This is a genomic window from Candidatus Oscillochloris fontis, assembly GCF_004138135.1.
In the GTDB taxonomy this organism is placed as follows: Bacteria; Chloroflexota; Chloroflexia; order Chloroflexales; family Chloroflexaceae; genus Oscillochloris; species Oscillochloris fontis.
This window is the reverse complement of sequence record NZ_RYFD01000029.1, coordinates 24,926-46,943: the sequence shown is the minus strand read 5'-3', so window position 1 is coordinate 46,943 and position 22,018 is coordinate 24,926. Positions and strand designations below refer to the sequence as shown.

Sequence of the window (22,018 nt, the reverse complement as noted above, 5' to 3'; positions counted from 1 at the left end):
GAGGAAGCGAATGTCGCGTATCGGTAAGAAACCTATCACCCTTCTTAAAGGGATTAAGGTGGAGATTGCTCAGGGTAACTTGGTTACGGTCAAGGGGCCGAAGGGTACCCTGATCCAGCAGCTCCATCCCGACATGATCATCGAGCAGGATGCAGAGACGCTGACGGTAACCCGTCCTTCGGATAGCAAGTTGCATCGCTCCCTGCACGGCCTCACCCGCACGCTGCTCTCTAATATGGTCGTCGGTGTCACCGACGGTTGGCAGCGGGCGCTGGAGATCAATGGCGTTGGTTATCGTGCTCAGCTTGAGGGCAAGACACTGGTGCTCCAGTTGGGCTTCTCCCACCCGGTGCGGATCGATCCGCCCGCCGATGTCGAGTTTGTGGTTGGTGAGCGCAAGAGCGCCAACGAACCACTGAGCCTGTTGGTGCGTGGGATTGATAAGCAGGTTGTGGGCGAGATGGCTTCACGTATTCGTGGCCTGCGTCCGCCCGAACCCTACAAGGGTAAGGGTGTCAAGTACCTCGAAGAGAAGATCCGCCGCAAGGCTGGTAAGGCCGGTAAGGCCAAGTAGGTGGCAACTGGGTGAGGCTCAAACGAGCCTCACCCACGCCAATCTGTGATTAGTGCTTGCGATAGGGGATATAATCTCTATTGCGACGATGAGGAATATATGGGAAGGCGATCTCCGCGCGAACTGCGCATCCGCCGACATAATCGTCTGCGTAAACGGGTCAATGGCTCTCAGGAGCGACCCCGTTTGAATATTTTCCGCAGCAATATCCATATCTACGCCCAGGTCATCGATGATACGCTCGGCCACACGCTCGCCGCTGCCTCGACGAATGAGAAGGCATGGCCAGCCAGTGAGACCAAGATGACCAAGACGGAGCAGGCTGCTCTGGTCGGGAAGTTGGTTGCTGAGCGTGCGCTTGAGGCCGGGATTACAAAGGTCGTCTTCGACCGTGGTGGCTTCAAGTATCACGGGCGGATCAAGGCACTTGCCGAAGCCGCACGCGAAGCTGGGCTTAACTTCTAGTGCCCCTCGGGCAGCTTTCCGGAGGAACTGTGAAGCGAGAACGTATTAACGCTGAGTCGCTTGAACTCGAGGAGCGCGTTGTTCAGATCAATCGCGTCTCTAAGGTGGTCAAGGGCGGTCGGCGCTTTAGCTTTAGCACGGTGGTGGTGGTCGGCGATGGTAAGGGCCACGTCGGCGTCGGTATGGGTAAGGCTGCTGAGGTGCCTGAGGCGATCCGTAAGGGAACCGAGGCTGCCAAGAAGAATATTATTCGCATCCCCTTGGTGAATACGACCATCCCCCACGAGGTGATGACCAAGTTCTCCGCAACCAAGGTGATGATCCGCCCGGCAGCGCCCGGTACCGGCGTTATCGCTGGTCGGGGTGTGCGCCCGGTGGTTGAAGCAGCCGGGATCAAGGATCTGCTCTCCAAGGTCTATGGCAGCAATAACCCGGTCAACGTGGTGAAGGCGGCCTACCAGGCGTTGAGTGAGTTGGTCTCGCTCGGCGAGATGGCCCGTCGCCGTGATATGACCACCCAGGAATTGGTTGCCCGGCGTGCTCGCCATAAGGTGACCGACCAGGAGGCGGCGGCATGAGTAAGCTGAAGATTACTTACACCAAGAGTGTGATTGGCTATGCAAAGGATCAGAAGGAGACGGTCTTCTCCCTCGGTCTGCGCAAGCTGAACCACTCGGTGATCAAACCCGATAACCCGGCTGTCCGGGGAATGATCTTTAAGGTCAAGCACCTGGTGTCGGTTGAAGAAATTGCCGACGAGGTGACGGAATGAAACTGCACGATCTGAAACCCGCCGAAGGCTCAAATAGCAAGAGCAAGCGGCTCGGACGCGGTGCTGGCTCCGGGAAGGGCAAGACTGCTGGTAAGGGTATGATGGGTCAGAAGTCCCGTTCTGGCTCCAATCCCTACCGCACCTTTGAGGGTGGCCAGAACCGTTTGGTCAAGCGTATGCCCTTCAAGCGTGGCTTTACCAACATCTTCCGCGTGGATTATGAGGTGCTCAATGTCGGCGATCTGGCCGAGTGGCCAGCCGATGTTGAGGTGACCCCAGAGAGCCTGCTGGAGGCACGTGTGGTACGCCGCAAGACCATGCCAGTCAAGATCTTGGGTGATGGTGAGATTAGTGCGGCCCTGACGGTCAAGGCCCACAAGTTCTCCACGAGTGCTCGCCAGAAGATCGAGGCTGCCGGTGGTACGGTTGTCGAGTTGCCCTGGGTTGTTGAGCGCCATTCGCGCTCGCGTGGCCCCAACTACGGTGGACGCAACGCCAAGAAAAAGGCGCAGGCGTAAGCCAACCGATACAATAGTGCTCGCTACGGGTTGCTGGTGTGGCCCGTGGCGAGTACCGTTATTGTCGCTCATCCAGAGGGTATCCCGATGCTCCAAGCTGTGCTTCGCGCTATTCAGTTGCCAGATCTGCGCCGTCGCATCCTCTTCACACTGGGGATGTTGATGATCTTCCGCCTGATCGCGCATATTCCGGTTCCAAATATTAATCCGACCTCGCTTGCTCAGCTCCAGGATGCACTGGCCACCAACCAGTTGGCTCAGTTGCTCAATATCTTCGCTGGTGGGGCGCTGCAAAACTTCTCCGTGGCGGCGATGGGGGTCTATCCCTACATCACAGCCTCGATTATTATGCAGTTGCTTCAACCGCTCATCCCGGCGCTCCAAGAGTTGAGCAAAGAGGGTGAGCAGGGCCGGATCAAGATGAACCGCTACCAGATGTGGTTGACGATCCCGCTGGCCTATCTGCAAGCCTATGGTCAGACCCAAACGCTGGAGTATACGGTCAATCCAACCAGCGATCTGGCGCAGTCGCTCTTCCGTTCGCCCTTTAACATTGCTAGTAACTTCTTGCCCACCTTTACCATTCTCACCACGATGGTTGCCGGGACGATGTTGCTGGTCTGGTTGGGTGAGCAGATCAATGAGCGTGGTATTGGTCAGGGTATCTCGGTGATCATCTTCGGTGGTATCGTCTCGCGATTGCCCGGTATGATCATTCAGGGCTTCGAGGTCAGCCAGGCGGGTGGTTTGAGCACCTTTATTGGTGTGGTCGGCTTCCTGATCATTGCGCTGGTGACGATTGTTGGCATGGTGCTTGTCCAAGAGGGGCAGCGCCGTATTCCCGTGCAGTATGCCAAGCGTGTGCGGGGCAATAAAGTCTATGGTGGTCAGAGTAGCAATATTCCGCTCAAGGTGAATATGGCGGGGATGATTCCGCTGATCTTCGCTCAGAGCATCATCATCTTCCCTGGGATCATTGCCTCGTGGTTTTACCGCCCTGGGGTCGAGGGGATCGGTAATGCGATTGCTGGTTTCTTCTACACCACCTTTAATCCGACCGGCCAGAGTGGTGGGGTTGTCTATATGATCCTACTCTTCCTGCTCACGGTCGGCTTTACCTACTTCTATACCATTGTGCTCTTCAGCCAACAGGATATCCCCGATAGTCTCCAGCGCAATGGCGGCTTCATTCCAGGGATTCGTCCCGGTAAGAAGACTGAGGAGTACCTGGGGCGCATTCTGAATCGGATCACGTTGGTGGGGGCACTCTTCTTGGGTCTGGTGGCTATTTTGCCCTTCCTGACCCAGAGCATTACCGGGGTGCAGCTTGGCTTAGGAAGTACGGCGCTGCTGATTGTGGTGGGTGTGGCGATTGATACGATGCGCCAACTTGAATCCCAACTGATCATGCGCGATTATGAGGGCTTCTTGACTCGCTAGGCCGTTACCGGGATGGCGATTTAGTGGTATAGTAAGCAGTCTTGGCACTGCATGGTGGTGACAGGCGCTGAATTGTGGTAACAGCGGGCAAAACACGCGAACCAATGCGGTTTTGATACACGAGGCATCGATCATGACCAATGTTATTCTGCTTGGACCGCCTGGTGCTGGTAAGGGAACCCAGGCAAAGACCCTTTCTGAGCGTACTTCTCTGAGCCATGTCGCAAGTGGTGATCTCTTTCGTGCAGCTCTGAGTGAAGGGACCGAGTTGGGCTTGTTGGCGAAGTCCTATATGGATCGTGGTGAGCTTGTTCCCGATGAGGTCGTGATTGGCATGATTCTGGAGCGCATTGCGCAGCCGGATTGCGCCAATGGGGTCATCTTCGACGGTTTTCCGCGCACGTTGGAACAGGCGACCGCGCTGGAGCAGGCGTTGTCCAAGCATGGGAGCACGATTGATGCCGTGCTGTACCTCTTTGTGCCGCAGGATGTGCTGCTGCGCCGGATTGCTGGTCGCCAGACTTGCAAAACCTGCGGGGCTACATATAATATCTATTACTTCCCGTCCCATCGGCCGGGAATTTGTGATGCATGCACCGGTAAGCTCTATCAGCGCAGTGACGACTCGCTCGAGACGGCTCAGAACCGTCTGGATGTCTACTTTACTCAGACCGCACCGCTGATTGATTACTACAAGCACCAAGGATTGCTGCACGAGATTGACGGGCAGCGCGAAATCTCTTTGGTCGCTGATGCAATGCTCCTAGCTCTGAATATCAATCCTGAGCTAACGGCACCACCGAAGGAGTGATATGTCGAAAAAGAAGGACGTGATCGAGATGGAAGGTACGATCACGGAACCACTGCCGAATGCAATGTTTCGTGTCGAACTAGAGAATGGGCATGAAGTCTTGGCCCATATCTCAGGCAAGATGCGGATGAACTATATTCGTATTTTGAAGGGCGACCGGGTATTGGTCGAGCTCTCGCCCTATGATCTGACTCGTGGTCGGATTACCTACCGCTACAAGTAGCGCTGTTCAAAGGCACATGCTGGATTGACCAGACAGCATGCGGTGGGACATTGTGTGCCACTGTGAGGGGAGGTTGATTGTGAAGGTTCGAGCTTCAGTAAAGCCGCGCTGCGAGTACTGTAAGGTAATCAAGCGTAAGGGTATCATTCGCGTGATTTGCTCGCGCACACCCAAGCACAAGCAGCGGCAGGGCTAGTTGGCAGCATACGGCAGTTGGCGCTCCAGGCCCGACTGTTGCAATGCAGGGTCGGAATGGTTGGAGTGCGTTGCTGAGATCGTTTTAGTACGAGGAAGTTCATGGCACGTATCGCTGGGGTAGATATTCCCCGCAACAAAAAGATCGAGATCTCGATTCGCTACATCTTTGGAATCGGACCCTCGAATGGCCTGGACGTACTACGTAAGGCCAATGTCAACCCGGAGACGCGGGTACGCGATCTGACCGAGGAAGAAGTCGGACGTATTCGTGAGATCGTTGATCGTGAGTACCGGGTCGAGGGTGATCTGCGCCGTGAGGTGCAGTTGAACATCAAGCGGCTGATGGACATCGGCTGCTACCGTGGCCTGCGCCACCGCCGGGGTATGCCCGTGCGTGGCCAGCGTACCCGCACCAATGCCCGCACCCGCCGTGGTCGTAAGGGTCAGGCAATTGGGATCAAGAAGAAGACCAAGAAGTAACGTACCAACAGCGGTTTGATGCACAGGTGGGCAGAGTGTGCCTGCCTGTGCCCGTTGTGTGTTAAGGAGAGATCTATGCCCCCGAAAGGTCAGAAGGCAACCGCAACCCGGCAGCGTGGTCGGCGCCGTGAGCGCAAGAACATTCCGCGTGGTCAGGCTCATGTGTTGAGCACCTTCAACAACACCATCGTAACGATTACCGATCCGTCGGGCGCAGTGGTCTGCTGGGCCAGCGCCGGTCAGGGTGGGTTTAAGGGTTCGCGCAAGAGCACCCCGTATGCCGCTCAGATCACCGCCGATAGCGCGGCGCGCAAGGCGATGGAGAATGGCATGCGTGCGATTGAGGTATTTGTGAAGGGGCCCGGTTCAGGTCGTGAGGCGGCGATTCGTTCGCTTCAGGCTGCAGGGCTACAGGTGACGTCAATCACCGATGTGACGCCCATTCCGCACAATGGTTGCCGCCCGCCCAAGCGCCGCCGCGTGTAAGGGTTGGAGTGCGTCGTTGTTGATGTTGGAGCTGTTGGGACGATTGTGGAATGGAACCGCAGGGCAGTGCCCCGGGCGCCCACCACGATAGTCGCTGCGGATGATTATTCCGCCGCACAAGCGCCCATCCCACAGCTAGAGTGAGTTCATTGTTGGTGGGGCGAACCCACCGCACCTATGTGGAGGCAGATGTAGTATGGCGCGTTATCATGGCCCCGTCGGGAAAGTTAGCCGCCGCCTTGGTATCGGTATCACCGAGAAGGGGCAGCGCATTCTCAATAAGCGCTCGTATCCACCTGGACAGCATGGCCCGAATGCGCGGCGCCGCCAGGTCTCTGATTATGGTCTCCAGTTGATGGAGAAGCAGAAGGCAAAGTTTATCTATGGCGTGCTGGAGCGGCAGTTCCGGCGGATCTTTGAGCAGGCCGCCCGCCGTAGCGGGGTGACCGGCGAGTATCTGCTGAGCTTGCTGGAGCGTCGCCTGGATAATGTCGTCTATCGCCTCGGTATGGCGACGACCCGCGCCCAGGCGCGCCAGCTCGTCACCCATGGCCATATCATGGTTGATGGCCGCAAGACCAATATTCCTTCCTTCACCCTCAAGATCGGCCAGGTGATTTCGGTTCGCCCGGAGAGTCGGCGGCGGGCCTATTTTAAGAACCTGGTTGACAGCGGTGACCTGAACAAGTATCGGGCACCAGACTGGCTGCGCCTCGATGGTGCAGATCTCTCTGGAACGGTGATTGCGCTGCCCCGCCGTGAGGATGCTGAGGCTGGGATCAACGAGCAGCTCATCGTCGAGTTCTACAGCCGGTAAGAGCTTCTGATGATGGTCGATTGCAGATGGTCGATGGTGGCGTTCGACAACCTGCCGTTTGTCATCTGAGATCTTCAAGGCTTTAAGGAGGCTACCCGTGCTTGATATCGCCATGCCCAAGATTGAGGTTGTGCAGGCGGCTGAGAATTATGGACGCTTCAAGATCGAGCCGCTCGATCCGGGGTACGGGCATACGCTTGGCAACGCGCTGCGTCGCGTGCTGATCTCGTCCATTCCTGGTTCAGCGATCACCAAGATCAAGATTGATGGTGTGTTCCATGAGTTCTCAACGATTGAGGGCGTAAAAGAAGACGTTACCGAGATTGTGCTGAACATTAAGGGCGTGCGCCTGCGCTCGTATGCCGAGCGCCCCGTTAAGGTGCTGCTCACCAAGCGTGGCCCAGGTATCGTCACGGCCAAGGACATTGATGTTCCGAGTAACATCGAGTTGGTCAATCCGAACCACTACATCTGTACGCTCGATTCGGAGATTGCGCGGTTGGAGATCGAGATGACGGTAGAGCGTGGCCGTGGCTATGTCTCTGCTGATCAGCGCGATGTCTTGCCGATTGGTGAGATCCCAGTTGATGCGATCTTCACGCCGGTGCCACGGGTCAACTATGTGGTTGAGAATACCCGTATCGGCCAAGCCACCGACTTTGACCGTCTGCTCATCGAGATCTGGACGGACGGAACGGTGAAGCCGGGTGATGCGCTCAGCCACGCGGCCCAGGTGTTGGTGCAGTATAGCCAGACTATCGCCGACTTCAACCGCTTGGCGGTTGAAGAGGAGGAGTTGCCCGCACCGAGTGGTCTGGCCATCCCGTCGGATATCTATGATACGCCGATTGAGGATCTGGATCTCTCGACTCGTACCTACAACTGCCTCAAGCGCGCCGACATTACCAAGGTTGGCCAAGTGTTGCAGATGGACGAGAAGGCGCTGCTCTCGGTGCGTAATCTGGGGCAGAAGTCTATGGAGGAGATCCGCGACCGGCTGGTGGAGCGTGGCTATATCGCTCAGCAGTCGGGGAGTGGTTCGTTGAGTGAGGCTGACGCGGCAGTTATCGAGCCAGCCGAAGCTGAATAGGCAGACCTATAATAACTGGCTCAGGCATCCCGCGTGCCTGAGCCGATAAGGATAGAGATAATGCGACACCGACACGCAGGGAAATTGCTGGGACGCTCCTACGAGCACCGCAAAGCCCTCTACCGCAACCTGATGGTCGCTCTGATCGATCATCGTCGTATCCGCACCACGTTGGCCAAGGCGAAGGCGGTTCAGCCGGAGATCGAGAAGTTGATCACCATCGCCCGTGTAGATACGCCGCATGCGCGCCGTATGGCGCTCTCCAAGCTGAATAGCAAGGATGCCATGCGCAAGCTCTTCACCTTTGCTCCCCAGGAGTACTCTGGGCGTAATGGTGGCTATACCCGTATCACCAAGATTGGCCCGCGCATGGGTGACGGTGCCGAAATGGCGCTGATCGAGTTGGTCTAACGTGCGTAATATCGCCCTACGCCTCGCATACGACGGTACCGATTTTATCGGGTCGCAGTATCAAAACCAGGGTCGCTCGGTGCAAGAGGCTCTGGAGCAGGCGTGGGAGGGATTGACCCAGGAACGTCGGCGGGTGAATCTCGCTGGCCGTACCGATGCCGGGGTTCATGCGATTGGCCAAGTAGCCAATATTCGCACCGAAACTCGGCACTCGCGCCGGACTATCCTGCGCGGGATGAATGCGAAACTTCCGCCCGATGTGGCGATCCAGGCGGTTGCTGAGGTCAATGACGATTTTCATGCTCGCCACTCGGCTCATCGCCGTTCGTATCGCTACCTGATTGATAACAATGCGGCTTGGTTACCACACCTACGCAACTATGTCTGGTTTGTTGAGCAGCAATTGGATCAGGCGGCTATGGCGGAGGCGCTGGTGCGCCTGGAGGGAACCCACGATTTTGCAGCCTTTACGGCCCTTGTCCCTGAGCAGCGCTCTACGGTGCGGACATGTTACACCGCCCGTTTGCATCCGGTGACGATGTTTGACCGCCATCTGATGGCAATTGACCTCGCGGCGAATGCGTTTTTACAACATATGGTGCGGGTGATCGTTGGGACAGTGGTGTTAGTTGGGCGCGGTAAGATTACCCCAGATGGCTTTCAGTCCATTTTGGAGGGCCGTGACCGTAAGGCTGCTGGGCCAACGGCGGTACCCCACGGGCTTACCCTCGTATCAGTTGGCTACCCGCCCGGTCTGTTGCGATGGGATGATGGAGCGACGCCAGAATAACCCGGACGATGCTGCGTTGTTGAGCACGATACATTTTTGAGGTCGGTTGGGCCGTGGCGCGGCGCGGCCGACAACCAGACACACATAAGGATAGTAGCTGTGAAGACCTACCACCAGAAACCTTCCGAAGTACAGCGCGATTGGCTGTTGGTTGATGCCGATAACCAAGTCCTTGGTCGGCTAGCCACCCAGATCGCGACTCTCTTGCGCGGCAAGCATAAGCCGACCTTCACGCCTTCGCTCGATGGTGGCGACTTTGTGGTCGTCATCAATGCCGAGAAGATTAAGATCATGGGCCGCAAGGCCGACCAGAAGGTCTACTACCGCCACAGTGGATATCCGGGCGGGATTAAGGCCACACCGTACAAGATGATGCTCGCTAAGCATCCTGATCGCATCCTGCGGATCGCGGTCAAGGGGATGCTCCCCAAGAACCGTATGGGCCGCCACCTGATGGGCAAGTTGCGCATCTATGCTGGCGCGAAGCACCCACATGCCGCCCAGCAGCCGAAGGTCTGGACACCGCGCTAAACAGGGGTGATGGTCGCTCTCGCGACGAACCCAGTCATACGAAGGAGAGTTTTCGATGGAAGCAAAGCGCTACTACCAGGGCACCGGGCGGCGCAAGACGTCAGTCGCACGGGTGCGTCTCTTCCCTGGTAATGGGGAGTTCGTGGTTAATGGTCGCACTCCGGAGGATTATTTCGGGGCGCGGGATGTGTTGCAGCGCGATATTCGTTCGCCGCTCTCGCTGACCAACAACTTGAGCAGCTTCAATGTGCTGGTCAAGGTGTGTGGCGGTGGCGTGGCCAGCCAGGCCGGGGCGGTACGCCACGGTGTGGCGCGGGCGCTGCTGGATATGGACACTGAGTTGCGGGCGGTGCTCAAGAAGGCCGGGTTCCTGACACGCGATCCACGTATGAAGGAACGCAAGAAGGTGGGCCTCAAGCGTGCGCGTAAGGCACCACAGTACACCAAGCGTTAAGCGTTCGGTTTTGTGTTGGAAATCGGGGGCCATTGGCCCCCGAACCTCTTTCTTCTCCCCCCTACTGCTATGCGTGTCATTACCGGTAAAGCCAAAGGCCATACCCTCAAGGCACCCAAGGGCATGGGAACTCGCCCGATGCTCGATAAGGTCAAGGGGTCACTCTTCTCGATCTTAGAGGGCTATGGGCGTATCCGTGGTCGGGTGCTTGATCTCTATGCTGGCACTGGCTCGTTGGGGATCGAGTGCCTTTCACGCGGGGCCAGCGCGGCTGATTTTGTCGAGCAGAATGCCCATGTGTGTGCGATCATCAATGAGAACCTGCGGCATACCAAACTTGATGCACTCGGTAAGGTGCATTGCCTACCGGTGGATCGGTTTATCCAGAGCCAACGCGGCGTTGGTCACTATGATATAATAGTGATGGATCCACCCTATGCCGATCCGCAGATTGAACAGACGATCAATAATGTAGGTAGCTTCCAGCTTGGGCATCCGGGGACACTCTTGGTGGTTGGGCACTCGGCGCGGGTGACACTGGCTGATGCGTACCCGCATCTGACTCGGATCAAGTTTCGTCGTCTGGGCGATGCGTGCTTTTCGATCTATGAGATTGATGCCGAGTAGGGTAGGGCAACATCGCTTATCCCAGAGATACCATCTATGCGCATTGCAGTCTATCCCGGCAGCTTTGATCCGGTCACGCTGGCTCATCTGGATATTGCCCGGCGGGCCACTCGTATCTTTGATCGTGTGATTATGGCGGTCTTTGATCGTCCGCAAAAGAATCTGCTCTTCAGCACCGAGGAGCGGCTAGAGCTTTTGCGCGAAGCGACTGCGCAGATCGCAGAGATCGAGGCGATGCCTTACCATACGCTCACCGTTGATTTTGCACGTTCAGTAGGGGCGTGTGCGCTGGTACGGGGGCTGCGCACGGTTAGCGACTTTGAAGCTGAGTATCAGATGGCCCAGATCAACCAAGCCCTCGATGATTCGATTGAGGTCGTCTTGCTGGCCGCTGGTCGTCACTATGGGCATGTCAGTTCCAGTGCCGTGCGTGAGATGGCTGCGCTGGGGCGTGAACCGGTAGATTTTGCGCCACCACACGTGATTGCGGCACTGCGTGAGAAGTTCTCGCGAGGAGGGTGATGGCCATCGAACTGGACGACTTGATCGATGAGATAGAGGATGCGCTGGCGGATGGTCGGCGGATGCTCTTCATTGGGCGGTTGCTGGTGGATGAGGAGCGTATTCTGGACATCCTCGACCGTATGCGGGTGGCCATTCCAGAGGAGCAGAAACGCGCTCGCCGGATCATCCAGGAGCAGGAGCGGCTGATCGCTGAGGCTGAGGCGCGGGTTAAGCAGGTGTTGGATGAGCGCGGCTTGCTTGAGGCGATCAATGCGGAACGTACCCGCTTGTTGCAGCATGCGGAACAGGAAGCAGCGCAGGTACGGGCGGGTGCGGATGAGTATGCGCGTCAGGTACTCGAAGATCTCGATGATCGGCTAACCAAATTGGTGACGAGTGTGCGGAATGGTCTCTCGACCTTGGGTAGTGATCATCCTAGCCCAAAGCACGCTTGACAACCGTTAGGCCCCTGGCCTATAATGCGGCGTTTGGAGCGCATAGAATGAGCGCCGCACACCGACATGTCAACCATTAAATTTAATGTTGCGCAACTCTTGCGCGAAATGATTGGCGGGCGCCGGGATTACACCTTTAGCGAGGCAAAACTCCCGCTCGATGATCAACTCGTATTGCGTGACATCAGTGGTGAGGTTCGTTTTACCCGCACAGCAACCGGGGTCTATGCCCAAGTACGGGCACGCGGGACGGTCGAGTTGATCTGTGTGCGCTCGCTTGAGCCGTTCGATCATGCGGTTGAATTGGACTTTAGCGACCAGTTTCACTCTGTCGTTGATGTAATGACGGGTGCGGGCGTTCCAGAACCAATGGAAGACGATCCGTACCTGTTGAATGAATTGCACATGGCCGACATTGGTGAAGCATTGCGCGATTATACGCTGCTGGAACTGCCGATCAGTCCGGTTAGCCCAGCGTACCGAGATCAACCAGTACGCTACACGGTACACTCAGAGGGTATCGGGGACGAAGCGACTGATGAGATAGTGGATAGCCGGTTCGAGGCGTTAAAGGCTTGGGCCGCCCAACAGAAGAACAAGTAACGAGGAGTTGAGACAATCATGGGTGCACTACCGAAACGAAAAGTGTCGCGCCACCGCCGTGGCAATCGTCGCCAGCATTTGGCCCTCACCGCGCCGACGCTGGTGATCTGCCCACAGTGTGGGAGCCTGATGCGCGCGCACTTCGCCTGTAAGACCTGCGGTACCTACAAGGGCCGTCAGGTGATTGCGGTGGCAGGCGAAGCTGCCGATAATCGCTAAACATCGAGCGCACTGATGGTGGTGCGGCGGCGAGGGGCGACCGGACGGTGTTCTCACCGCGCCGGTCGCCTTTTGTGTAGAGAGAAAGGCAGCCAGGGTGAGTAATTCACGCTATGCGGCAGTGATTGGTTGGGGGATGGCCGTCCCGCGTCAGGTGGTGACGAATGATGATCTGGCTCAGCGGATTGATACCTCCGATGAGTGGATTCGCACCCGCACGGGGATTACTGAACGCCGGGTCGCTGCGCCCGATGAGTATACCTCGGTCTTGGCAACGGCGGCCGGGATCGAGGCGATTGAACGCGCTGGTCTGGTCGCGACCGATATTGATATGGTGATCCTGGCGACCTGTACGCCCGACCGGGTCTTTCCGGGGACGGCGTGTGTGGTGCAGACTAACTTGGGGATTACCCGTGCCCCGGCCTTTGATCTGGTGGCGGCATGCAGTGGCTTTGTTTATGGCATGACGGTCGCAACCAGCATGATCCAGAGCGGGGTGAGTCGTAACCTCTTACTCATCGCTGCGGACATCTTTACGCACTTTATTGACTGGAACGACCGCAATACCTGTGTGCTGTTTGGCGATGGTGCGGGTGCGGTGGTGTTGCAGGCGACTGAGGAGCGGGTGGGGTTACTGAGTGCGCGCATTGGGGCTGCCGGTGAGGGCGAGGCGATGATGGCGGTTGAGGCGGGCGGAACGCGCATGCCGGCCACACCTGAATTGTTGGCGCAGGGTAAGCAGTACGTCTTTATGCATGGGCGCGAGATCTTCAAAAATGCGGTGCGCGACATGAGCGAGTCGTCTCTTCAGGCGGTGGCTGACGCCGGGTTGAGCCTGAATGACATAAGCCTAGTTGTCCCGCATCAAGCCAATGCGCGCATCATTGAAGCGGTTGCGAAGCGCCTCGCCATCCCCATGGAACGAGTGATGGTCAACCTGGATCGCTACGGCAATACCTCGGCGGCTTCGGTGCCGATTGCGCTCTACGAGGCGGTGGAACAGGGGCGGATCAAGGATGGCGACTATGTGTTGTTGACCGCCTTTGGTGGTGGGTTGACCTGGGGGTCGGTGGTGATCCGCTGGGGGCGGAGTGCTGCCTGACAGAATCCTCATATTGACGCCAAGGCGCAAAGACGCAAAGGTTTTGATGAGGGGCTATCTTGAATACTTTGCGCCTTGGCGTCTTTGCGTCAAAACCAGGATGCTAGGGAAAATGTGAACAGCTACGTATCGTCAAAGGATCTGACATGAACGCTGCGTGGGTATTTCCAGGCCAGGGCTCGCAGGCGGTCGGCATGGGCCATGATCTCTACGTACACTCTCCGACGGCGCGGGCGGTCTTTGATCAGGCCGATGAGGTGTTGGGGTTTTCGCTCTCACACCTCTGCTTTGAGGGGCCAGAGACGGCGTTGACGGCGACGGAGAATGCGCAACCGGCGTTGCTAACGGTGAGTACGGCACTGGTGCGGGTGTTGGAGGAGATCGGTGGTACGGCCTTGGTGCGCCCGTTGGCGGTGGCGGGGCACAGCCTGGGGGAATACTCGGCGTTGGTGGCAGGTGGGGCGCTCGATTTTGCCACGGCGCTGCGGTTGGTGCGGCGGCGCGGCGAGTTGATGGCGGCGGCCCACGAGGGCAGTATGGCGGCGGTGATTGGCCTCGCGCAACCCGATCTGGAGCAGATCTGTCAGCAGGTGCGTCGTGGCGATCATGGGGAGACAGTGGTAATCGCCAACTACAACGCCCCCGACCAACTGGTGATCAGTGGCAGTGCGGCGGCGGTGGCCGAGGCGGGGCAGATCGCCAAGGAGTGCGGGGCCAAGCGGGTGCTCGGCTTAAAGGTGAGTGCCGCCTTCCATTCGCCGTTGATGCAGGCGGCGGCAGAGGGCATGGCCCACGAGATTGCGCATGCGGATGTGCGCGACCTGGAAGTCCCGCTGATTGCGAATGTGACGGCTGAGGTGCTGCGGAGTGCCGAGGCGGTGCGCCAGGAGGTGGTGGCTCAGGTGACGGCCCCGGTGCGTTGGATCGCGTCGGTTGAGGCGATGCTGACGCATGGCTGCACGACCTTTGTGGAGATTGGGCCGGGGAAGGTGCTGACTGGCCTGGTGCGGCGGATTGCACCGCAGGCGCGTCTGGTTACACTAAGTAACTTGGCCGATATCCAGGCGTTTGTAGCGCAACTCTAAGAATCAGCGAGGCCACCGGCATATGCTCCGGTGGCCCGCTGTGTCATTACTAACTTTCTTTCGTCCGATCTTACGTAACGTCCGTTCGCGTTCGAGTCCGAAGTCCGAGTTCCGAAGGTCAAGTTCGAAGTCCGAAGTCCGTCATCGTCCGTCATCCGAGCGTACAAGAGTGGCACCTCAAGAGTTCAATACCTCTGTTATATCGTTCCCCTGCTTTGCCTACTTATCCATTGCGACCCTCGACCGCCCTCCATGCAGCACCTTTGTCTTCTCCTGTCAGACGACAGTATGTATGACGGTGCTATGTCAGCTTTTGTCTTTGGGTATGGCTCATTTCTATGCGTAGGGTTCATTGTTGTTCCGTACGCGGTGAGCTTGGCGTTGGAGGCTACCTTTATGCTTGCAGAGCATCCGATCACTCCTTCAGTGATCTGGCGCTTGGTCGTTAGTCTCTTTGATCAACGGTCTGATCATTTCCCCTAACTTACGCTTACTCCTTGCTAATCACTTTACACTGGAGTTTCGCGCTTGCTTTCCAGTAGCACGTTTTCGGTTGTACAGGTTCCCTCAGAGTGGACTGTTCTCTTGAGGCTTCGTGATTATCATAGCACTCTGATGCGACAAAATCAAGCGATCTATCGTAAATTAACGATAATGGAATGAGATGCATCAAAAAACACTAAATAGGACGTGCTGTAGTGGGTGTGGGTAATATGGGAAGTGTAAAGGATTTTTTTGGTATGTAGGGGTGAAGCATCGCCCTCCATGGATCAGGGGAACCCGAACAAGGTTGGTGGGCGATGCTTCGCCTCTACTGCAACACCCGTTCAGCGACGGCCTTGCCGGAGAGCAGCACGAGGGGGATGCCCCCACCGGGGTGGGTACCGCCACCAACGAAGTAGAGATTGCGCACATCGGGGGCTTGGAGGGGTGGGCGCATGAAGGCCGAGAAGCGGTTGTTGGAGGCGAGGCCGTAGATGGCTCCGCCGGCGGCATTGTAGTGGCGCTGGAGCTCAACGGGTGTCCAGATCTGTTCGTAGGTGATGTGGTGGTGCAGATCGTGCAGACCCATACGTTCCAACTTGGCCACGATCAGATCGCGGTAGGCGGGTGCCTCGCGGTACCAGTTGATGCGCTGGTTGAGCGCGGGGGCATTTACGAGGACGAAGAGGTTCATGTGGCCGGGTGGGGCGTGCTGGGGGTCACTCAGACACGTACTCGCCACGTAAATGGTCGGGTCGGCGGCGGGGACACCTTTTTGGAAGATGGCCTGAAACTCACGCGGATAGTCGCCGCTGAAGAAGATGTTATGGTGGGCCAGTTGGGGGTAGTGGCGGTTGATACCGAGGAAGAGGATGAAGCCACTACACGACGGCTCCAGGCGGGTGAGACGCTGGGCGGTTCGCGCCCGTCCGGGGATGAGATGGGTATAGGCATAGCGTGGGTCGGCATTGATGATCACCTGACGAGCGCGGAGTAGTTCGCCACTCGTGAGGCGCACCCCACAGGCGACTCCGTGCTCGATCAGCACCTCGGAGACGGGGGTATCGGTGCGGATCTCGACGCCTAGTTCTTCGGCGAGGCGTTGCAGGGCTAGGGCCAGTTCGTACATGCCGCCCCGGATATACCAGCCGCCTTCGGCAAATTCAATATAGGCGATCACATTGAAGGTGGCGGGCGAGAGGTAGGGCGAGGAGCCGTTATAGGTGGCGTAGCGGTTGAAGATCTGGTGTAGGTAGGGGCTGCGAAAGGCGCTACGAACCGCCGCATCCACGCTACGGAATGCGTCAATTTTTGGGCCATCGCGCAGCAGACGTGGGGTGATCAGTTCCGCGATGCCATCGAAGGGTTTGAGGAGGAAATTGTCGGCCACCGCGCCATAGATATCGGCGGTATAGGCGAGGAAGCGTAGGAAGTTGGCCACATCGGTGGGATCGAGGCGCTCAATCTCCTGAATCAGTTGGGGGAGGCACTGCCATGCATCAAAGCGGGTACCATCGGGCCAACGGTAGCGGCAGGTGGGTTCGATCTGTTCGAGGTGGAGGTAATCCTCGACCCGCCGCCCGGCAGCGGTGAAGAGATCACGCACCACCCAGGGCATCGTAAAGAGCGAGGGGCCAGTATCGAAGGTATAGCCTGCGGCCTGGAGGAGATTAAGTTTCCCGCCGAGGCGGGGGTTCTTTTCAAGCAGGAGCACCGTGTGACCAGCGCGGCGTAGGTGGATTGCGGCGGCGAGGCCACCGAGGCCGCCGCCAACAATAATCGTTTGGGTATGAATGGCTACACCTCAACACCTTGTTGGGGCGCGGCGTAACGCGCCCCTATACCCCTGAAGCTAAGCAGATTTCAGCTGGGGGCTACGCCCCAGACCCGCTTTTTTCGCCTATGTTGGCGGCGAAGCCGCCAACATAGGCGAAAAAGAGTTCTTCGGGGGAGGCGAAGCCTCCCCCGAACCCCCGCCGGGAGGCTCTCCTACCAGCCCTTCTTTTGGCCGGGAACTTGAGCACCAAAGATGCTCGGCGGCAGCTTAAAGCCGTGGGCTTCGAGGCGCGGCGTAAAGCGTGGCCGCACGCCGGTGGGGCGTAGGTCGGCCTGAATCTTACCTTCGGGAGTCTTGCCTAGGATTTCGAGCTTAAAGATGTCTTGGAGCACCACCTTCTCGCCCTCCATCCCTTGCACCTCGGTAATATAGGTCACTTTGCGTTGCCCATCATCCAAGCGGGACTGCTGGACGATCACATCAATTGCCGAGGCGATCTGCTCACGGATAACCTTGAGCGGCAGATCCATCCCGGCCATCATAGACATGGTCTCCATACGAGCGAGCGCATCACGCGGGGTATTGGCGTGCAGCGTGGTAAGCGAGCCATCGTGGCCAGTATTCATGGCCTGGAGCATATCGAGCGTTTCGCCACCGCGACACTCACCGATGACGACGCGCTCAGGACGCATACGCAGTGAGTTGATCACGAGATCGCGGATGGTGACGCGGCCACTGCCATCAACCTCAGCCGGTTTGGCCTCTAGGCGCACCACATGATCCTGGGCCAACTGCAACTCGGCACTATCTTCAATCGTAACAATGCGCTCGTCTTCGGGGATGAAGTTGGAGAGCACATTGAGCAGGGTCGTCTTACCGGAACCGGTACCACCGGCGACAACGATATTGAGGCGACTGATCACACATGCGCGGAGGAACTCACCCATGTCGGGGGTCATCGAACCGAAACGGATGAGGTCATCAATCTTGAGTTTATTTTTGGAGAACTTACGAATCGTGACTGTACAGCCATCAATTGCGCAGGGAGGAATGATCGCATTGACACGCGATCCATCGGGGAGACGGGCATCAACCATGGGCCACTTGCGATCCACACGGCGACCGAGCGGGCGGATGATGCGGTCAATCACCTTGAGGACGTGTTCATCGCTGGCGAAGTGAACTGGGCTGAGGCGCAGTTTACCCTTCTGCTCAATATAGATACGATCAGGGCCGTTGACCATGACCTCCGAGATACTATCGTCGTTGAGGAGTTGCTGGATCGGCCCAAAGCCCATCAGTTCATCGCAGACCATCTCGAAGAGTTGTTTGATCGCCGCATCGGGCAGTGTGACCCCCGCCTGCTGGTAGATGCGGGCGAAGCGTTCCTGGAGTAGTTTCTCGCTTTCTGGTGAGCGTTTGAGTTCACTCTGATTACCCAACGAGGCTTGGATACGATCCACGATCCAGAGCGAGAGTTCGAGCATACGCTTCGGATCGGTAGGCGGAGTGGGATCTTCCACCTTGCTACTACTGGCGCGTGCTTCAGCGGCTGGAGGAGGGAGGGCTACTGGTTCGGGCAGCGGGCTAGGGATCGCCGCTGGTGGGGGGGGGGCTGGTGCAGCGGCTGGCCCGCGCATGGAGGGCGTGGGCGGAGGACTCTCAGGGGGTTGGGGGCTACCGCCACCACCGCCAAGACGTTTGAGCAGGGACATACTACCTCCTGGTGCCGCCTATGTGGGCGGATAGGGCTGTGTACTAGCCAAGTTTGACGAAATAGGCTTCACAGGCGCGATCAATCAGTTCTTTGGACATACTCGGATCGATACTCCGATACTTCGCCTCATCAAGAATCTGGTCGCAGAGGTCACGCGGGTGACAGGAGCGAAGATCGCGTCCGGCCTTCATATAGTGTTCTTGGATGAGGTGGCGCAAGCCTTCATCGCTATAGGGGATCTTCTTGCCTTTACAGACCAGTTGGAAGATCGAGCGGAACTCAGCCGGTGAAGGATTGGGCACTTCAATCTTATGCCGAATACGGCGTAAGAAGGCATCATCAACCAGTTGTTTGGGATCGAGGTTGGTTGAGAAGACGATCAGGACATCAAATGGTACCTGAAGCTTCTTACCAGTTTGAAGAGCGAGGTAATCGAACTTCTTCTCTAGGGGCACGATCCAGCGATTAAGGAGATCCTTAGGGCTACACTTCTGGCGACCGAAGTCATCAATCAGGAAGAGGCCACCATTGGCTTTAAGCTGGAAGGGGGCTTCATAGATCTTAACAACGGGATCGAAGATGAGTTCGAGTTGTTCAAGGATGAGTTCACCACCAACCACCACTTGGGGCCGCTTACAGACGAGCCAGCGAGCATCGGGGAAGTTGGCATTGATGGGCTGTGCAGGGGCACCGGGGAAAGCGGCGGCAGCTTCACTATGGCCGACTTGGTTTTGTTGTACGACCTGATGATTAAGGGGATCGAAGATCTTAATGATCTGGCCATCAACTTCGACGGCGTAGGGGATCAGAATATAGCCACCGAGCAGATTAGCGATACCTTCAGCGATAGTCGTTTTTCCATTCCCTGGTGGGCCATAGAGGAAGAGCGAGCGTGCCGAGTTGGCGGCGGGGCCGATCTTATCGAGCATCCGGTCGTTGACGACCAGATGGCTAAAGGCTTGGCGGATCTTAGCCTGATCAATAACCATCTCGCCAATCGTTTGGCGTTTGGTGATTCGAATATACTCATCAAACGTCACCGGAGCAGGCCCGGCATACTGTGAGCGCGAGAGGATCTCCAGGATCTTGGCGCGACCCTTATTGGCGATCACATACTGGAAGGAGCGTTCACTAAATCCACCACCCTCGGAGCCGATAATATCAACAAACTCTTCAAGTTTGAGAAACTCAAGGGCTTTGTCAATAATCCCCAGGAAGGGCAACTTGGTGACTTCCTCAATGCGCTGGCCAGTTATTGCACCGGTAAAGTAGATAATCTTGAGGATGAGATCGGTAAGGAAACCCAACGCCAATCCTGATTCCGCAATTGTTCTGGGTTGGGGCGGGATGTCTGGAAAACTGCTGGCATCAACCGTTGCAGCCGTTGAGGTAGGTTTGGGCGTTGTGATCTCGTGGAGTTTGAATGACATAGATCATTCCTCCTTCGATATGGTTGTAGGGGCGAAGCATCGCCCTCCATGTGGCATCATGAGGAACACGGACGACATTGGTTGGCGATGCTTCGCCACTCCTATGATATAGGTACCAGTATACCCCTTCTGCCTACGGGATGGCAAGGATGGTATAATCGTGCCATGATCGCATCATTACGCGGAACACTCATTCATATTGGCAGCGACCACCTGGTGATCGAGACGGGTGGCGTGGGCTGGTTGGTCTATGCGCCGCGCAGCGTGTTGGGGGCGTGCGGGGCGGTTGGCGAGTTGCTCTTCCTCTACACGCACATGATCGTGCGTGAGGATGCGTTGTTGTTGTACGGGTTTAGCACATTGGCGCAACGGGCACTCTTTGAGAGTTTGCTGAGTGTCAGTGGGGTGGGGCCGAAGGTAGGCTTAAGCCTGCTATCGGCGGGTAGTCCGGACGATATTCGATTGATGGTGGCCCAGAACGACACAGCGGCACTTGCACGGGTGCCAGGGATTGGCAAGAAGACCGCCGAGCGTTTGGTGTTGGAGTTGAAGGGTAAGCTGGATCTGAAGGGTTTGCCGATGGCTGCGGGTGGGGCAGCGGCGGCACCTTCGGCGCTGAATACGGAACTAGCCGAACTATTGGTGAGCCTGGGGTATAACAGTAGCGAGGCGAGTGCGGCGGTTGCGGCGCTCCCGGCTGATGCGCCGGAGGATCTGGAGTCGCGGTTACGGTTGGCGCTACGCTACTTTGGGAGCGTGTAGCTGCACCAAAAGTAATTGTTCACAGTTCTCCTAGCATTAATCAGAAGCTTCCTTTACCCCAAGTGTGAACAGTTACCACCCAAAGACCTATTGACGCCCCCCCTAACTGGGGTATAATACAGACACGAATGGGGATGCTTGGCTTCGACAGGGAGGGCAAGCCGTGGATTGCAGGTCGTGCCGCCCAGTCACGTTAAAGGGGCAACGGCAATAACTGCCAACTACAACATTCGGGCTCAGGCTCCGCGCCTGGCCCTCGCTGCCTAATTAGGTAGCGCGTCGTCCTCAATTCACCTGATGGTTGGGGGTACGACGTCAGCAAGTCGGGTGCTGCTTAGGCGAACACCGGTTAGCTTAGGCTTAAGATAAATCGGTTTGCCCAAAGACCGTTCTGCTCATCGTATGGTCGCGGGCGAGCTCAAACGATGGGATAAACCTGTAGCATGTCTGCGGTCCAGCTTTCTGGACGGGGGTTCGAATCCCCCCATCTCCACCACTTCAACCCAATGCCCGCCGGTCAGGATGACCGGCGGGTTTGTGCATGCCCCACCACCTCCTCCAGACTCATCGCCGCCAGACTCGGCAGCACCAGATCGGCGTGGCGCAGATCCATCTGCGCGGTGACGGGGTTGGGTACGGCGATGCTGTAGATGCCCGCCGCTTGGGCGGCGCGTACCCCATTGGGCGAGTCTTCCAGGGCTAGAGCTTGGCTCGCGCTCACCCCCAGGCGCTCCAGCGCCAACAGGTAGAGATCGGGGTCGGGTTTGCTGCGCGCCACATCATCAATGGTGCAGAAGATGCTGAAGTGGTGGTGCAGCCCCAGCGTGCTGAGATGCTCGTCAATCCAGGTGCGCGGCGAACTTGAGGCAATTGCGAGGCGCATGTCCAGACGCTGCGCCGCCTCGATGTAGGCCACCACGCCGGGGAGCGGGCGCGGCACACCGAGCAATTCGCGGAAGCGAGCGCGGGTGGTGGCGCGCAGGGTGTCGTGATCCAGTTCGCGCCCCACGAGTGATTCGAGGTAGCGGTAGGGATCGAAGCGCTGATTGCTGCCCACCGCCTGCGCCCAGGTCGCCATCGGCAGATCGCATCCATACGCGGCAAAGACCTCCTGCCACGCCTGGTATTTGGGCGTCTCGGTATCCAGAATCAGGCCGTCGAAGTCGAAGATGAGGGCGTGGAGCATGGTGGGGC

29 protein-coding genes and 1 other RNA gene are annotated in these 22,018 nt (G+C 57.5%); 26 read left to right on the top strand and 4 right to left on the bottom strand.

Going from position 1 to position 22,018, the window contains the following annotated elements; translation table 11 throughout:
* The first annotated feature begins 10 nt into the window (after positions 1-10).
* From rplF to fabD, 24 genes are all read left to right on the top strand, one after another.
* Positions 11-574: a 50S ribosomal protein L6 gene (rplF, locus tag EKD03_RS11945; protein ID WP_129630873.1), complete on the top strand. Its 564-nt coding sequence runs from the start codon at positions 11-13 to the stop codon at positions 572-574.
* A gap of 99 nt (positions 575-673) precedes the next feature.
* Entirely contained in the window at positions 674-1,039 is a 366-nt protein-coding gene (gene rplR / locus EKD03_RS11940; protein WP_129630872.1) for a 50S ribosomal protein L18, read from the top strand.
* 29 nt (positions 1,040-1,068) lie between these two features.
* Positions 1,069-1,617, top strand: coding sequence for a 30S ribosomal protein S5 (gene rpsE / locus EKD03_RS11935; protein WP_129630871.1), 549 nt, complete (start codon positions 1,069-1,071; stop codon positions 1,615-1,617).
* Positions 1,614-1,811, top strand: coding sequence for a 50S ribosomal protein L30 (gene rpmD, locus EKD03_RS11930; RefSeq protein WP_129630870.1), 198 nt, complete (start codon positions 1,614-1,616; stop codon positions 1,809-1,811). Before rpsE ends, rpmD begins: the two co-directional genes overlap by 4 nt.
* The gene (rplO, locus tag EKD03_RS11925) at positions 1,808-2,329 is read left to right on the top strand and encodes a 50S ribosomal protein L15 (RefSeq protein ID WP_129630869.1); all 522 of its coding nucleotides are present in this window, start codon (positions 1,808-1,810) and stop codon (positions 2,327-2,329) included. Before rpmD ends, rplO begins: the two co-directional genes overlap by 4 nt.
* 45 nt (positions 2,330-2,374) lie before the next feature.
* Complete coding sequence (gene secY / locus EKD03_RS11920; RefSeq protein WP_238613501.1) at positions 2,375-3,769, top strand: preprotein translocase subunit SecY; 1,395 nt, start codon at positions 2,375-2,377, stop codon at positions 3,767-3,769.
* A gap of 133 nt (positions 3,770-3,902) precedes the next feature.
* Positions 3,903-4,580: an adenylate kinase gene (locus tag EKD03_RS11915; RefSeq protein WP_129630868.1), complete on the top strand. Its 678-nt coding sequence runs from the start codon at positions 3,903-3,905 to the stop codon at positions 4,578-4,580.
* A 1-nt stretch (position 4,581) separates the two neighbouring features.
* The gene (gene infA, locus EKD03_RS11910) at positions 4,582-4,803 is read left to right on the top strand and encodes a translation initiation factor IF-1 (RefSeq protein WP_044199231.1); all 222 of its coding nucleotides are present in this window, start codon (positions 4,582-4,584) and stop codon (positions 4,801-4,803) included.
* Positions 4,804-4,882: 79 nt separating this feature from the next.
* The gene (gene rpmJ, locus EKD03_RS11905; RefSeq protein WP_083778546.1) at positions 4,883-4,999 is read left to right on the top strand and encodes a 50S ribosomal protein L36; all 117 of its coding nucleotides are present in this window, start codon (positions 4,883-4,885) and stop codon (positions 4,997-4,999) included.
* Between the two features lie 101 nt (positions 5,000-5,100).
* Positions 5,101-5,481 (top strand): 30S ribosomal protein S13, encoded by a 381-nt coding sequence (rpsM, locus tag EKD03_RS11900; RefSeq protein WP_006560734.1) that lies wholly within the window; start codon positions 5,101-5,103, stop codon positions 5,479-5,481.
* 75 nt (positions 5,482-5,556) lie between these two features.
* Complete coding sequence (rpsK, locus tag EKD03_RS11895) at positions 5,557-5,967, top strand: 30S ribosomal protein S11 (RefSeq protein WP_129630867.1); 411 nt, start codon at positions 5,557-5,559, stop codon at positions 5,965-5,967.
* 196 nt (positions 5,968-6,163) lie between these two features.
* On the top strand, positions 6,164-6,784 hold the full coding sequence (gene rpsD, locus EKD03_RS11890) for a 30S ribosomal protein S4 (RefSeq protein WP_129630866.1): 621 nt from the start codon (positions 6,164-6,166) through the stop codon (positions 6,782-6,784).
* 97 nt (positions 6,785-6,881) lie between these two features.
* Complete coding sequence (locus EKD03_RS11885; RefSeq protein WP_129630864.1) at positions 6,882-7,874, top strand: DNA-directed RNA polymerase subunit alpha; 993 nt, start codon at positions 6,882-6,884, stop codon at positions 7,872-7,874.
* A 60-nt stretch (positions 7,875-7,934) separates the two neighbouring features.
* Positions 7,935-8,285 (top strand): 50S ribosomal protein L17, encoded by a 351-nt coding sequence (gene rplQ / locus EKD03_RS11880; protein WP_129630862.1) that lies wholly within the window; start codon positions 7,935-7,937, stop codon positions 8,283-8,285.
* A 1-nt stretch (position 8,286) separates the two neighbouring features.
* A complete protein-coding gene (gene truA / locus EKD03_RS11875; RefSeq protein WP_129630860.1) occupies positions 8,287-9,075 on the top strand; it encodes a tRNA pseudouridine(38-40) synthase TruA in 789 nt (262 codons plus the stop codon).
* A gap of 99 nt (positions 9,076-9,174) precedes the next feature.
* On the top strand, positions 9,175-9,606 hold the full coding sequence (gene rplM / locus EKD03_RS11870; RefSeq protein WP_129630858.1) for a 50S ribosomal protein L13: 432 nt from the start codon (positions 9,175-9,177) through the stop codon (positions 9,604-9,606).
* A 55-nt stretch (positions 9,607-9,661) separates the two neighbouring features.
* On the top strand, positions 9,662-10,060 hold the full coding sequence (rpsI, locus tag EKD03_RS11865) for a 30S ribosomal protein S9 (RefSeq protein WP_129630856.1): 399 nt from the start codon (positions 9,662-9,664) through the stop codon (positions 10,058-10,060).
* A 69-nt stretch (positions 10,061-10,129) separates the two neighbouring features.
* Positions 10,130-10,687, top strand: coding sequence for a 16S rRNA (guanine(966)-N(2))-methyltransferase RsmD (rsmD, locus tag EKD03_RS11860; RefSeq protein ID WP_129630854.1), 558 nt, complete (start codon positions 10,130-10,132; stop codon positions 10,685-10,687).
* A gap of 36 nt (positions 10,688-10,723) precedes the next feature.
* Complete coding sequence (gene coaD / locus EKD03_RS11855) at positions 10,724-11,209, top strand: pantetheine-phosphate adenylyltransferase (protein ID WP_129630852.1); 486 nt, start codon at positions 10,724-10,726, stop codon at positions 11,207-11,209.
* On the top strand, positions 11,209-11,646 hold the full coding sequence (locus EKD03_RS11850) for a hypothetical protein (RefSeq protein WP_129630850.1): 438 nt from the start codon (positions 11,209-11,211) through the stop codon (positions 11,644-11,646). Before coaD ends, EKD03_RS11850 begins: the two co-directional genes overlap by 1 nt.
* A 66-nt stretch (positions 11,647-11,712) precedes the next feature.
* Positions 11,713-12,249 carry a YceD family protein gene (locus EKD03_RS11845; RefSeq protein ID WP_129630848.1) on the top strand — a complete coding sequence of 179 codons (537 nt, stop codon included), beginning with the start codon at positions 11,713-11,715 and terminating at the stop codon, positions 12,247-12,249.
* Positions 12,250-12,267: 18 nt separating this feature from the next.
* Positions 12,268-12,468 carry a 50S ribosomal protein L32 gene (gene rpmF, locus EKD03_RS11840; RefSeq protein ID WP_129630846.1) on the top strand — a complete coding sequence of 67 codons (201 nt, stop codon included), beginning with the start codon at positions 12,268-12,270 and terminating at the stop codon, positions 12,466-12,468.
* 97 nt (positions 12,469-12,565) lie between these two features.
* A complete protein-coding gene (locus EKD03_RS11835) occupies positions 12,566-13,570 on the top strand; it encodes a beta-ketoacyl-ACP synthase III (RefSeq protein WP_129630844.1) in 1,005 nt (334 codons plus the stop codon).
* 146 nt (positions 13,571-13,716) lie between these two features.
* Positions 13,717-14,655 carry an ACP S-malonyltransferase gene (gene fabD / locus EKD03_RS11830; protein WP_129630842.1) on the top strand — a complete coding sequence of 313 codons (939 nt, stop codon included), beginning with the start codon at positions 13,717-13,719 and terminating at the stop codon, positions 14,653-14,655.
* An 811-nt stretch (positions 14,656-15,466) separates the two neighbouring features.
* On the opposite strand, the gene EKD03_RS11825 is transcribed toward fabD, so the two are convergent.
* The 3 genes from EKD03_RS11825 to EKD03_RS11815 form a co-directional block, all read right to left on the bottom strand.
* Positions 15,467-16,915, bottom strand: coding sequence for a phytoene desaturase family protein (locus tag EKD03_RS11825; RefSeq protein WP_338030943.1), 1,449 nt, complete (start codon positions 16,913-16,915; stop codon positions 15,467-15,469).
* A 212-nt stretch (positions 16,916-17,127) separates the two neighbouring features.
* The gene (locus tag EKD03_RS11820) at positions 17,128-18,630 is read right to left on the bottom strand and encodes a TadA family conjugal transfer-associated ATPase (RefSeq protein ID WP_238613499.1); all 1,503 of its coding nucleotides are present in this window, start codon (positions 18,628-18,630) and stop codon (positions 17,128-17,130) included.
* A gap of 43 nt (positions 18,631-18,673) precedes the next feature.
* The gene (locus EKD03_RS11815; RefSeq protein WP_129630838.1) at positions 18,674-20,062 is read right to left on the bottom strand and encodes an AAA family ATPase; all 1,389 of its coding nucleotides are present in this window, start codon (positions 20,060-20,062) and stop codon (positions 18,674-18,676) included.
* A 165-nt stretch (positions 20,063-20,227) separates the two neighbouring features.
* On the opposite strand from EKD03_RS11815, the gene ruvA reads away from it, so the two are divergent.
* Together ruvA and ssrA are read left to right on the top strand one after the other, a co-directional pair.
* On the top strand, positions 20,228-20,824 hold the full coding sequence (gene ruvA / locus EKD03_RS11810; protein ID WP_129630837.1) for a Holliday junction branch migration protein RuvA: 597 nt from the start codon (positions 20,228-20,230) through the stop codon (positions 20,822-20,824).
* Between the two features lie 130 nt (positions 20,825-20,954).
* Positions 20,955-21,320, top strand: a transfer-messenger RNA (tmRNA) gene (ssrA, locus tag EKD03_RS11805).
* Positions 21,321-21,341: 21 nt separating this feature from the next.
* Here ssrA and EKD03_RS11800 read toward each other — a convergent pair.
* Positions 21,342-22,010, bottom strand: coding sequence for an HAD family hydrolase (locus tag EKD03_RS11800; RefSeq protein WP_129630835.1), 669 nt, complete (start codon positions 22,008-22,010; stop codon positions 21,342-21,344).
* Between the last annotated feature and the right edge of the window lie 8 nt (positions 22,011-22,018).